This window comes from Achromobacter sp., from assembly GCF_049647645.1.
Lineage (GTDB): Bacteria > Pseudomonadota > Gammaproteobacteria > Burkholderiales > Burkholderiaceae_B > Achromobacter.
In genome coordinates this window covers 1-11894 of the sequence record NZ_JBARYB010000151.1, presented here as the reverse complement: position 1 = coordinate 11894, position 11894 = coordinate 1, and the positions used below count along the sequence as shown (strand labels likewise).

Genomic DNA, 11894 nt, shown 5'->3' with positions numbered 1-11894 from the left:
GCGCCTGCTTCGGCGCCGGCTTCGTCGCGCTGGCGCTCGACCCGGACGCCGGATTGGCCGCCGCACTGGACGCCCTGGCCGCCGCCACCCGCGGCGCTCTCCATCCGCTGCGCGTGCTGAAGACCGGCGACCAAGCATTGCAGGACACGCACGGCCAGCTGCGCCAGCGCTACGGCGCGCAAGCCGGCGCCGTCTATCTGCTGCGGCCGGACGGCTACGTGCTGGGACGCTGGATCGCCCCCGCGGCCGCCACCCTGCGCACCGCGCTCACGCCCTACTATCCGTCGATCGCACTGGCTGCGCCCAAGGAAGAGCAAGCATGAACAACGAAGAACTGGACCAGATCTATGGCGCCATGGCGCAGGCCCTGACGCGCGTCGGCAAGGAGCAGGCCTCGCTCTTCCTGTCGATTCTGAGCCTGTCGCTGCTGGCGCGGTTGACCGATGCGCGCGACGCCGCCGCGCTCCTGACGCAGGCGGAAGCCGCCTGCCTGGCCAACAGCCCTGTGGCACACTGTCCCGCCTCTGACTCTGCCCGCCCGACGTGAACCCGCCCGCCCTCGAACGATTCCTGACCTACCGCCTGCACGTGCTCAACAAGATCACGGACAGGGACACGAATCGCGCCTATCTGGAAGACTGCGGCATTCCGCTAGGCGAGGCGCGCTGCCTGGCGGCCATTGGCCGCTACGCGCCCCTGTCGGTCAACGACCTGGCGCGCGCGGCCAATCTGAACAAGGGCCAGGCCAGCCGCTCGGCGCAGGCCTTGGTGGAGCGCGGCCTGGTCGAAAAAACCATGTCCGCCTCCGACGGGCGCGGCGTGGTGCTGGCTCCCACCCCCGCCGGCCTGGCGCAATACCAGCGCGTCATCGACCTGATCGTCCGCCGCAACGAGGAGATCTTCGGTTGCCTCAGCGCCGATGAGCAACGCCTGCTGGGCGACATGCTGGACCGCGTGATCGGCCATCTGCAGCCTGACGCGGACGGCGCGGCAGACTAGCCCACACCGCCCCGGGTCGCAGCGCGCCCAGGTCCTAGACCTTGGGCGTGGTCGCCCCCAGTTGCGCGGCGGCCTCATCCATGAACTGCGCCATGCGCACGTCCAGCTCGGTCACGCCGCCGGCGTCATGCGTGGTCAGGGTCACGTCCACGCGGTTATAGACGTTGGTCCATTCGGGATGATGGTTCAGCTTCTCCGCGAACATGGCCACGCGCGCCATGAAGCCGAATGCCGCATTGAAATTGGGGAAGCGGAAGCGCTTCTCGATGGCGTCGCGCATCGCAACCGCCTGCCAACCTGACAAAGCGGCCACGGCGGTATCGGTGCCGACGCGGGCGGGAGGAAACATGCTCATGACGGACTCCGGAAAAAAGGCGGCTGCGCGTTGCGCCAGCCGCCTCGGACACTGGACTGGCCCAGGCTTACTGCTGCACCGCGTACAGGTAGATTTCCACCCGGCGATTCAGCGCGCGGCCTTCGGCGGTCGCATTGTCGCCGATCGGGTCGTTCGGCCCGCGGCCCTCGACCGTCAGGCGGCCGGCGGCCACGCCTTGCTTGCTGAGGTAGTCCGTCACGCTCTTGGCGCGATTGACCGACAGCGTCTGGTTATGCGCCAGCGCGCCCGTGCTGTCGGTATGGCCGACGACCTTGGCCCGCAGCTCGGGATGCTGGTTGAGCGAACGCGCCACACTGTCCAGCACCGGCAGCAGTGCCGGCTTCAGCTGTGTCTTGTCCGTATCGAACGACACGCCGCTGGGAATGTTGACCTTCAGGCTGCCATCGGGCATTTCCACCACGTCGATACCCAATGACGAAGCGCCCGACTTCTGCACGTCGTCCTTGACCACCTTCCAGTTGTAGCCGACCAGGCCGCCCGCCACCGCGCCTATGCCAGCGCCGATGGCCGCACCCTTGCCGTGGCCGATCAAGGCGCCGATGCCAGCGCCGAGCGCCGCCCCCGCGCCCGTACCCACGGCCGTGTTGGTCTGCTGCTGCGTGGCGCATCCCGCCAGCAACGCACCCGCTGCCGCGACGACTGCGATCCGGTTGAATATTGTTCTTGAGCTCATGGCAACCTCCACTTGTTCCATCGGTGTGCCGGATCATTCCGGCCAGACCATGCTAGCAAGCACGGAACGGGAGGCAGGCAACATTTTGTACTATCAGGAGGGCCCTGAAGATAGCGCGGCCGCGCTGTACAGCACGGCCGCAGCTGGAGCGAAAAAGCGTGCAGTCCCGCAACAATGGGCTACATTCCGCCCGCTGCCGCCCGGCCTCCAATGCGAAGGCCGGCGCCTGACGACTAGCGCTGCTGGAACGTCCGGCGCGCCACGTTCAGCGACACCATGGCCATGAGCGCCATGGCCAGCAGGTAGTAGCTCGGCGACAGCTTGGAATCGGTGGTCGCGATCAGCCAGGTCAGGATGAACGGCGCAAAGCCGCCGAAGATCGTCACCGCAATGTTGTAGCCCAAGGACAGGCCCGTGGTGCGCACCTGCACCGGGAAAATCGCGGACATCAGCGCCGGCATGGGCGCAAAGTAGGCCGTCGCCAACACGCCCAGAATGACCTGGACGATCATCAACACGCCCACCGTCGGGTACGACACCAGCAGGTAGAACAAGGGATAGCACAGCACCGCGGTCAACAGCGCCGCGGCCGTCATGATGCGCGCGGGTCCGATCCGGTCGGCCAGCGCGCCGACGAAGGGCGCGCCCACCGTCATGATGACGCCCGTGACCAGCGTCGCCAGAAAGCCGATGGTCGGCGGCAGGCCCAGTTGGCGGATGGAATACGTCGGCATGTACAGGGCCAGGTAGTTGCCCACCGAACCCAGCGCCACGAAGCCCACGGTCACCAGCAGGCGCAGCTTCTGGCCCGCGAACATATCGCTCAGCGGCGAAGCCGAAGCCTTCGCGGCGCTGAACTCCGGCGTTTCATCCATGTGATGGCGGATGTAGTAGCCCACCGGCGCGATCAGCAGGCCGAATACGAACGGAATGCGCCAGCCCCAGCTTTCCAGCTGCGCCTGGGTCAAGGTCGCATTAAGCACCGCGCCGAACAGCGCCGCCAGCAGGATCGCCGCGCCCTGGCTGGCGACCTGCCAGCTGGCATAGTAGGCGCGCCGGTCGGGCGCATATTCGATGAGGAAGGCCGTCGCGCTGCCGAACTCCCCGCCCGCCGAAAAGCCCTGGATCAGCCGGGCAAGCAGGATGATGATCGACGCGGCGACACCGATCTGCGCATGCGTCGGCACCACCACGATGATCAGCGTGCCTATCATCATCAGGAAAATCGAAGCCGTCAGCGCCGCCTTGCGGCCGGCCCGGTCGGCATAGCTGCCCAGCACGATGGCGCCCAGCGGCCGCATCAGGAACGACACGCCGAACGTGGCCAGCGCCAGCAGCAGCGAGGAACTCTCGCTGGCGGACGGAAAGTAAAGCTTGGCGATGATCAGCGCGAAGGTGCCGTACGCGATCATGTCGAACCATTCGAGCGCATTGCCGATGGAGGCGGCGATCACCGCGCGCCGCGCCTGGGCGCGCCGGTCGCCTGATGGCGCCGCCTTGTCGCGGGCGGCAGCCGCCGCATTCCACGTTGTCTTCTCCGAATAAGCCATTTTTCCCTCTGTTTTTTTTGAAGAATTAACTATCGATCAACTCATAGACGAGCTATCGCAAGATGGCCCGCCAGCTTTTCCATGAACTGTTCGCACAGGCTGATCTGCGCCAACGCGACATACTCGTCCGGCCGGTGCGCCTGCTGCAGATTGCCCGGGCCGCAAATCACGGCCGTCATGCCCGCCCGCAGGAACAAGCCAGCCTCGGTGCAATACGCCACCTTCTCGGTGCCGCGCGCGCCGGTCAGCGCCTGCGCCAAGCGCGCGATCTCGGCGGTCGCGGCGGTATCGAAACCAGGCACTTCCGCCATCGCCTCCAGCTCGATGTCGGCCCTCGGGTTCTCCGCCTTGATGCGGTCGCGCAGTTCGCCCGTGATGTAGCGGCGCAAGCCGCCGATCACGTCCGGCGCCAACACGCCCGGGATGGTGCGGAATTCGAACTCGAACTGGCAGCGGTCCGGGATCGTGTTGACGGACAGGCCGCCCGAGATCGTGCCGGTGTTGGCGGTGGTGTACGGGACCTCGAAGTCCTGGTCGAAGGGTCCGTTCTGGCGATGGCTGTCGGCCATATCGCGGATGTGGCAGATGGCGCGCGCCGCGTATTCGATCGCGTTGACGCCGCGCGGCGTCAACGAAGAATGCGCGGCATGCCCATGCACGGTGCAGCGGTACAGATTGCTGCTCTTGTGCGCCGAGATCACGCGCATTTCGGTCGGCTCGCCGACGATGCAGCTGTCGGGCCGGATATCCAGTTTCGCCAGCTCGCGCAGCATGGCGTCCGCGCCCAGGCAGCCGACCTCCTCGTCATAGCTCAGCGCCAGATGCAGCGGCACCCGCAGGCGACGCGAGGTGAACGACGGCAGCATGGCCAGCGCCGTTCCAATAAAGCCCTTCATGTCGCAGGTGCCGCGTCCGTACAGCCGGCCATCGCGCACTTCGGGCGCGAACGGATCGCTGCTCCAGGCCTGGCCGTCCACCGGCACGACGTCGGTATGGCCTGAAAGCACCACCCCGCCCTGGGTGCCGCCGTCCTCGGCAGGCACGGTCACGAAGAGGTTGGCCTTCTTGCCGTCGGCGTTGTAGATCAGCCTGGGCGCAAGCCCGGCCGCGGCCAGGTGGTCGCGCACCGTTTCGATCAGGCCCAGATTCGACAGGCGGCTGGTCGTATCGAAGCGCACCAGCCGTTCTATCCATTCCAGGGAACGGGGAAGTTCAGAAATATTCATGGGTCCTACCCTGACATTGAGGTCCGACGCGGCCGCTCAGGCTGTCTTGGCCCGGGCCGCATCCAGAAAGCGCGATAGTCTAGCCACGCCCTCGTCCAGGCGGTCGTGCGCGCTGGCGTAGCACCAGCGCAGATAGCCCTCGCCTTCAGGGCCGAAAGCCATGCCCGGCGCCAGGCCCAGGCCGCCACGCACGACCAGGTCCTTGCAAAACGCCAGGCTGTCCGAGACGCCGCGGATGCGGAAGAAGGTGTACATCGCACCCGGCGCCGCGCCGGCCAGTTCGACCCCGGGCACCTGCCCCAGCCTCGACGCCAGATGGTCGCGTGCCAACCGCAGCCGCGCCACCGTGCGCGCGATGACGGGCTCGCCCTGCTCCAGCGCGCACAAGGCGGCGGTTTGCACGAAGCCGGGCGTGCAGGTGTTGCTGTATTCGATCAGCTTGCCGATCTCCGGCAACAGTCCGCGCGGCACCACTACCCAGCCCACCCGCCAGCCCGTCATCAGCCAGGCCTTCGAGAACGAGTTGCAGCTGACCACGCGATCATCCGGCGCGGCGATATCCAGGAACGTGGGCGCCACCGCGCCTTCGTAGTAGTAGCGTTCGTAGACATCATCGGAGATGATCCAGATGCCGTGCTTGCGGCAATGCTCCAGCACCGCGCGTTGCTGCTCGGCGGTCATCACCCAGCCCGTGGGGTTGTTCGGCGAATTCACCAGGAGCGCCCGCACATCCGGCGTCAGGGCGCTGAGCAAGGCGTCCAGGTCCAGGCGCCAGCCGCTCTCCGAGAACGACAGCGCCACGGTCGTCACCCGCGCGCCCAGCACCTTGGGCATTTCCACCAGGTTGGGCCACAGGGGCGTCACGGCAACCACGTGATCGCCCGCGCCCACGATGGCCTGCACCGCCGTCATCAGCGCCGAAGTGCCCGAACTGGTCACCGCGATGTTGTCCACATCGCGCTGGCCGTGCAGGCCGCTCACATACGAAGCCAGGCGTTCGCGCAACGCGGGCACGCCCAGGGTCTGCACATAGAACGTCTGCCCGGAAGCGATATGGGCGATGGCCGCGTCGCGAAACGCCGCCGGCGTCTGCTCATCGGGCTCGCCGAACCAGAACGGCAGCACGTCGGCGCGGCCCATGCCGGCATTGGCGACTTCGCGGATTTGCGACGAGCGCAAGGTCTGCACGCCGGCGCGCGCGATGGTGCTGAAGCCGCCGGTGGATACTGCTGTGTTCATGCCTGTTCCTGTCATGCCAGAAGAAAGAGATCGCGCCGCCGGTTCAGCGGCATGCCGCGTCGAACTGCGCGCGCGCCTGGCGGGCGCCGCGGGCCAGCCAGGCCACGTCGGAGTGCAAGGCGATGAACTGCACGCCCAGCTTGCGGTAGCGCGCCGCCTCTTCGGGATCATTGGCGAAGATGCCGATCGCCTTGCCCGCCGCCTTGCCGGCTTCGATCACGCGGCCCACGGCCTCGCGCACCTCGGCGTGGGCCATGTCGCCCAGGCGGCCAAGGCTGGCCGCCAAATCTGCCGTGCCGACGAACAGGCAATCCGCCCCAGGCAACGCGGCAATGGCTTCCACGTTGCGCACCGCCTGCGCCGATTCGATCTGCAGGATCGCGCAGGCCTGCTCATTGGCCAGCTTGACGTAGGACGGGTCTTGCCCGTACATCCCTGCCCGCACCAGTCCCGCCACCCCACGCACGCCGCCATTGCCCTCGAAGGGGAAGCGCATGGCCGCGATGGCGCGGCGCGCGTCCTCGACCGTGTCGATGTTCGGGAAAATGATCGTCTTGGCGCCGCAGTCCATGGCGCGCTTGACCAGCGCCGTGTCGTTCACCGTCACGCGCACGATCGGATACGCCGCCGCGCCATGCGCGCGCGCCGCATCGATGGCCTGCAACTGCGCCGTCAGACCCGCCACGTCATTGGGCGCATGCTCCATGTCCACGACCAGCCAATCGAAGCCGCAATGCGCAATCGCCTCGGCCACCGCCGGGCTCGCCAAAGTCAGCCAACAGCCCTCGGAAGGCTCCAGGGCCAGGAGCGCCTTGCGTATCGGATTCGAGTCTTTCATGTCTGCTCCATAGTGTTCAAACGGGGAGCATTCATCATGTCGACGCCCCCTCAAACAGCCAAACAAAGATACCGGAGCCGAATCGCGAATATTTCCGAATTTTTGACGCTGATGTGTAATATTTTGGATTGAATTTGGCGAAACCCTTAATTTCTTGGAAAAATCGTGCAGAGCAAGAATTTCGACCCCACAGACCTGCAGATCCTGGCCGCCTTGCAGGTCGACGGACGGCTGTCCAGCGCCGATCTGGCCGAGCGCGTTTCGCTCACGCCTTCCCCCTGCTGGCGCCGCGTCAAGCGCCTGGAGGACGAGGGCGTGATCCGCGGATACCGGGCCGAGATCGACGTCAAGAAGCTGGGCTTCGGCGTGACCGCGTTCGTCTGGATTTCACTGGATAAAAAGGACGCCCAACACGTCAAGGCGTTCGAGGACGCCATCAAGGACGTGCCGGAAGTGTTGTCATGCCATTGCGTGTCGGGCCGCTACGACCACCAGTTGACGGTGATCGCCCGCGATTTGGACGCCTTCGGCGATCTGGCACGCTACGTGCTTGGCGCCTTGCCGGGCGTGAAGGAGGTCTACACCTCCTTCGTGCTGAAGGAAGTCAAAGGGCTGGGGGATGCAATTTCGTTGCCGGCAGGATGATGCCGAGCGCCGGCCGGCAAAGCGCGGCATGGCCCCAGGGATTGTTCGCCATCAGCTCGCGCTGAACCGTTCCAGCCAGGGCAGTGCCGCATCCAGCCGCGCGGACTCGACTTCAGGCTGCGGCGCGCCTTCCGGCAGCGTCAGTCCCACCCGGTTGTGCCAATACGTGCGCAGGCCCACCTTGCTGGTGCCGAACATGTCGTAGCCCGAACCGGCAACGAACCCAGCGTGAGCGGGTTCCACCTGCAATTGCGCCAAGGCCAATGCGTAAGGGCGCGGGTCAGGCTTGTAGAAACCCGCTTCCTCCGATGTCACCACCACGTCCCAGTCCACGCCCAACAGACCGGCGGCACGCCGCCCCAGGCGAGCGGAACAGTTGGTCACCACGGCCAGACGGCAATGCGGCCGCAGCGCCTGCAGCAATTCACGCGCGCCGTCCCAGGCGGGCAGTTCGTCCCAGCCCGCCTCCAGCGCGGACGGCGCATCCGCGGACAGGCCGACCGCGGACGCAGCCTCCTGTACCAGGCGCTCATAGGGTTGATAGGCGCCGCAGCCATAAGTGAGGCGCAGGTATTCCGCGCGCCAAGCCCGTCCAGCGGCCTCGGAACCCGCCGCGCGGTTCCATACGGTCCAGGAATCGAGCAAGGCGGTAAGCAGGTCGAACAGCACGGCCTGGGGATAGGCGGGCGCAACAGCAAGACTGGACATGCGTGACTCTCTCAGGTGGCGATGGAGCCACTATAAAGAGCCAGGAACCCGCTGTGGTTCAGCCTGCGTTTACCCTGAGTTAAGTCCGGGCTTAACCGCATCCGCCACTGACAAGCCTGCAGGCAGGCTGCGGCTTCGCCGGCTTGAACAGAAACAAACAAAGGCCGTTGACGATGACGTCAACGGCCTTTTCGACCACGCCGTTCGCGCACTGCTACTTCGCCCACTCGGTGGGCGGCAAAGCGGCGATCGAACGGGTCGCCATCGCCTCGGTGTGCTTCAGATGTGCAATCGTCAGGCGCCGGGCCTCGTCGGCATTCTGGTCGCGGATAGCTTCGTAGAGCTGCTGGTGCTGGTGGATCGACTCCTTGCGCTCGTCCCACTCCGCCACGAAGAAATAACGGCATAGCCGAAATTCCAGTTCCTGGATGACCGAGAACGCCAGCGCATTGTCAGCGGCCTGCGCGATCAAGGTATGGAATTGCGAATTGACCCGCGAGCAGCATACGAAATCGTTACGCTCGACCGCCCGCTCGCCTTCCTCCACCAACGCCAGCAGTTGCTGCAGATGGGTGCTGCGGCGCCGATGGGCGGCCATCGCCGTGATTTCCGGCTCGACGATCTGGCGCAGTTCGAAGAGCTCGTGCAGCTCGGCAACCGACAGGCCCCGGACATAGGTGCCGCGGCGCGGCGCCGATTCGACCCACCCCTTTGCCTCCAGGGCTTTCAAGGCTTCGCGCACCGGGATCTTGCTGACGCCGAACCGCTCCGCAAGGTCGTCGATCAACAGGCGTTCCCCCGCCCGTAGCTCGCCCGTCACGATCTGTTCAAAGAGCGTTTCATAGACGCCGCCAGGACGTGGCGCGCGGTTTTCCGCGCTGTCTGAAGCGGAGCGCAGGCGTTCTGCAAGTGCCATGCAATTCCCCAAAATTAGCTGGCGCAAGGAGGCCAGATTCCACTTGACATGCTACCACGCCACATATATCCTTTTTTTACTTCGTATACTATTTGTTGATTTCGTATATGCAATAGATTATTCGTATATATATAAGGAGACAGCGTGAACATCACCAAGTCCAGCAAGAGCAAGTCGAGCAAACTAGCCTGTTTCCTTCGCGCAGCCTGTGCGACCGGGCTCCTGGCCAGTGCCCTGGGTATCGCCCATGCAGCGTCCTACCCCGCGCGCCCGGTCACCATCGTGGTGCCCTTTGCCGCCGGTGGCGGCTCCGACATCGTCGCGCGCCTGGTCGCGCAGCAGTTGAACGATGAATATCAGCAACCCTTCATCGTCGAGAACAAGCCGGGCGGTAGCACGCAAATCGCCACGCGCTTCGTCATCAACGCCCCCGCAGACGGCTACACGCTACTGCTGGCCTCGACCTCGGTAGTCAACAACGCCTACCTCTACAAGAACCTCAACTACGACGCCGCGCGATCGCTGCGCCCGGTCATCGGCCTGGTCGACGTGCCCGCCTTCCTCGTGGCCGGCGTCAACTTGCCAGCCAAGAACGTCAAGGACTTCCTGGCGGCCGCCGGCCCGCTCTCGAATAGCAACCGGCTTTCCTTCGGCTCGGCCGGCACCGCGAGCACCCTGCACCTGGCCGGCGAATGGTTCAACCAGGTTGCAGGGCTGAAAGGCGTCCATATCCCCTACAAGGGCAGCGGCCCGGCGGTTGTCGCGCTGGCCAGCGGCGATGTGGACTACTCCTTCGAAAACCTGGCGCCTGCCCAGGCCCAGATCGCCAGCCAGCGCGTGCGCTTGCTGGCGATCGCCGGACCGACCCGCTTCCCCACGCTTCCCGACGTGCCCACGCTGAAAGACTTCGGCCTGCCCGCCACGGACATGGCCAGCTGGTTCGTTCTGATGGCGCCCGCCGCGACGCCCGACGGCGTCGTCGACCAGTTGAACGCATCGGTAAACCGCATTCTTTCCAAACCGGAAATCCAGCAACGGTTTCTGGAACTGGGCCTCATCCCCACCGGAGGCTCCCCGCAGCAACTGGCAGAGCGCATGCGGGCCGACAGCGAAAAATGGATTGCCATCATCAAAGCCGGCCACGTCTCCGTGGACCAATGACACAGCGGCCACCGACTTCACCATCGAGGTAACCCCATGCGTTCCCCCCCCAACCCAGGCATTGTGGGCGTAGCCTGCGTTCCCCACGCCCCTCAGTTCCTGTCGCAACCGGACACCGAAGACCTGGAGCAGGTCCGGCGCGTGCGCCTGTCCATGGAGCAGGCCGGGCAACGCCTGCGCGCCCTGCAGCCCGATTGCATCATCGTGCTTGCAAACGACCATGGCGACCACTTCGTGACGCACTCGGTCCCGGCGTTCTGCCTGCATGCCGCCGCGCGCGCCGACGGCATGCACAAGCACCGCGGCGAGTGGACGCTGGATCCATCCATGGGCTATCGGCTGGTGCGGGCGATGGAGGAGGAAAGCTTCGATCTCGCCTATACCCTGTCGGCCAAGCTGCCCACGGCGTTCACCATCCCGTACGAATTCATGGGTTTCGGCCGCGACGTGCCGATGACGCCGATCTTCGTCAACGCCTATATTCCGCCTCAGCCGTCCGCGTTGCGCTGCTATGCCTTCGGCCAGGCTCTGGCGCGCGCGGTGTCGCGCATGGGGCGGCGCGCCTTGCTGATCGCCAGCGGCGGGCTGTCGCACTATCCCGGCACCGCGCACTACTCCACCCCCGACGTGGACACGGACCGCCAACTGTATGAGCAAATGCGCGCCGGCAATCTCACCGGCCTGCTGGCGCTGGACGAACAGGCGCTGGACCGCAGCGGCAACCTGGAACTGCGCGCCCCTTTGATCGCCGCCGGCGCCATGGGCAATCGGAAACCGTTCATGGCCACCTTCGAGCCGTCGTGGCATCACACCTACAGCGTCATGGCGTGGGACCTGACAGAAGACCGACAGCCCGAGGCCTTGATCTACCCGGAGCTTTCGCCGCAGCGTGTCCCCCTGGTCGAAGCCCTGTATCGCCTGCGCAGCGATCCCGACGCGGCCCGCCGCTACCTGGCCGACCCCGCCGTCTGGTGCGACGGCTACATGCTCGCCCCCGATGAGCGCGCCGCGCTGATCGAAATGAACCCCGAGCGTCTCCGGGACGAGTTCTCCATCCACGCCTTGTTGACCTCCGGCGCCGCCACGCATCTGCGCATCCTGCGCGAACGCGCCTGAACCTCGCTTCACAGGGAAACACCGTGCCACACGGCTCCTTCGCATCCGCCCACGATGCCACCCGGGCCGCCGGCCCGATCGCCCCCGATACCCGCCTGGCCGAGGCGCACGCGCTGCCCCCCAGCGGCGCCAACCCGCTATCAAGGAGGCAGACATGAGCGGGCCGCTACGCCCCCGGGCCAGCCGCTACGGCCAGCGCTTCGGCGTTGCCACGGGCCACCACCTCGCGACGCGCGCCGCCGTCACACAATTGGAGCGCGGCGGCAGCCTGGTGGACGCCATGATCTCGGCCTCCGCCGTCCTGACCGTCGCGCTCCCGCACGCAACCTCGCTGGGCGGCTGCGGCATGATGCTGATCCACGATGCCGCCAGCGGCCGCACCCGAGCCCTCAACGGCTCGGGCATCGCGCCGGCGCAGGCCATGCC

14 protein-coding genes and 1 pseudogene are annotated in these 11894 nt (G+C 66.0%); 7 read left to right on the top strand and 8 right to left on the bottom strand.

The window, feature by feature from the left end:
- The 3 genes and pseudogenes from WBB14_RS17835 to WBB14_RS17825 form a co-directional block, all read left to right on the top strand.
- Nucleotides 1-323: pseudogene (locus WBB14_RS17835) on the top strand (FAD-dependent oxidoreductase); the annotation flags it as partial.
- The gene (locus tag WBB14_RS17830) at nucleotides 320-547 is read left to right on the top strand and encodes a hypothetical protein (RefSeq protein ID WP_424241013.1); all 228 of its coding nucleotides are present in this window, start codon (nucleotides 320-322) and stop codon (nucleotides 545-547) included. The pseudogene WBB14_RS17835 and the gene WBB14_RS17830, both read left to right, overlap by 4 nt.
- Complete coding sequence (locus tag WBB14_RS17825) at nucleotides 544-999, top strand: MarR family winged helix-turn-helix transcriptional regulator (RefSeq protein ID WP_424241012.1); 456 nt, start codon at nucleotides 544-546, stop codon at nucleotides 997-999. Before WBB14_RS17830 ends, WBB14_RS17825 begins: the two co-directional genes overlap by 4 nt.
- A 34-nt stretch (nucleotides 1000-1033) precedes the next feature.
- On the opposite strand, the gene WBB14_RS17820 is transcribed toward WBB14_RS17825, so the two are convergent.
- The 6 genes from WBB14_RS17820 to WBB14_RS17795 form a co-directional block, all read right to left on the bottom strand.
- Nucleotides 1034-1354, bottom strand: a complete 321-nt coding sequence (locus tag WBB14_RS17820; protein WP_424241011.1) for a 4a-hydroxytetrahydrobiopterin dehydratase — start codon at nucleotides 1352-1354, stop codon at nucleotides 1034-1036.
- Nucleotides 1355-1421: 67 nt separating this feature from the next.
- Complete coding sequence (locus WBB14_RS17815) at nucleotides 1422-2069, bottom strand: OmpA family protein (RefSeq protein ID WP_424241010.1); 648 nt, start codon at nucleotides 2067-2069, stop codon at nucleotides 1422-1424.
- Between the two features lie 233 nt (nucleotides 2070-2302).
- Nucleotides 2303-3619, bottom strand: coding sequence for an MFS transporter (locus tag WBB14_RS17810; protein ID WP_424241009.1), 1317 nt, complete (start codon nucleotides 3617-3619; stop codon nucleotides 2303-2305).
- 41 nt (nucleotides 3620-3660) lie between these two features.
- Nucleotides 3661-4845 carry an acetylornithine deacetylase gene (gene argE, locus WBB14_RS17805; RefSeq protein ID WP_424241008.1) on the bottom strand — a complete coding sequence of 395 codons (1185 nt, stop codon included), beginning with the start codon at nucleotides 4843-4845 and terminating at the stop codon, nucleotides 3661-3663.
- 36 nt (nucleotides 4846-4881) lie between these two features.
- The gene (locus tag WBB14_RS17800; protein WP_424241007.1) at nucleotides 4882-6084 is read right to left on the bottom strand and encodes a pyridoxal phosphate-dependent aminotransferase; all 1203 of its coding nucleotides are present in this window, start codon (nucleotides 6082-6084) and stop codon (nucleotides 4882-4884) included.
- Between the two features lie 43 nt (nucleotides 6085-6127).
- Complete coding sequence (locus WBB14_RS17795; protein WP_424241006.1) at nucleotides 6128-6922, bottom strand: HpcH/HpaI aldolase family protein; 795 nt, start codon at nucleotides 6920-6922, stop codon at nucleotides 6128-6130.
- Nucleotides 6923-7087: 165 nt separating this feature from the next.
- On the opposite strand from WBB14_RS17795, the gene WBB14_RS17790 reads away from it, so the two are divergent.
- The gene (locus WBB14_RS17790) at nucleotides 7088-7567 is read left to right on the top strand and encodes an Lrp/AsnC family transcriptional regulator (protein WP_424241005.1); all 480 of its coding nucleotides are present in this window, start codon (nucleotides 7088-7090) and stop codon (nucleotides 7565-7567) included.
- A 51-nt stretch (nucleotides 7568-7618) separates the two neighbouring features.
- Here the strand turns inward: WBB14_RS17790 and WBB14_RS17785 are convergent, their stop codons facing one another.
- Together WBB14_RS17785 and WBB14_RS17780 are read right to left on the bottom strand one after the other, a co-directional pair.
- A complete protein-coding gene (locus tag WBB14_RS17785; protein WP_424241004.1) occupies nucleotides 7619-8275 on the bottom strand; it encodes an HAD family hydrolase in 657 nt (218 codons plus the stop codon).
- A 214-nt stretch (nucleotides 8276-8489) separates the two neighbouring features.
- The gene (locus WBB14_RS17780; protein WP_424241003.1) at nucleotides 8490-9191 is read right to left on the bottom strand and encodes a GntR family transcriptional regulator; all 702 of its coding nucleotides are present in this window, start codon (nucleotides 9189-9191) and stop codon (nucleotides 8490-8492) included.
- Between the two features lie 144 nt (nucleotides 9192-9335).
- Between WBB14_RS17780 and WBB14_RS17775 the strand changes: the two genes are divergently transcribed.
- From WBB14_RS17775 to WBB14_RS17765, 3 genes are all read left to right on the top strand, one after another.
- Complete coding sequence (locus WBB14_RS17775) at nucleotides 9336-10352, top strand: Bug family tripartite tricarboxylate transporter substrate binding protein (protein WP_424241002.1); 1017 nt, start codon at nucleotides 9336-9338, stop codon at nucleotides 10350-10352.
- A 36-nt stretch (nucleotides 10353-10388) separates the two neighbouring features.
- Nucleotides 10389-11468: a hypothetical protein gene (locus tag WBB14_RS17770; protein WP_424241001.1), complete on the top strand. Its 1080-nt coding sequence runs from the start codon at nucleotides 10389-10391 to the stop codon at nucleotides 11466-11468.
- A gap of 154 nt (nucleotides 11469-11622) precedes the next feature.
- Nucleotides 11623-11894 (top strand): gamma-glutamyltransferase (locus WBB14_RS17765; protein ID WP_424241000.1); only part of this gene is annotated, 272 nt, incomplete at its 3' end.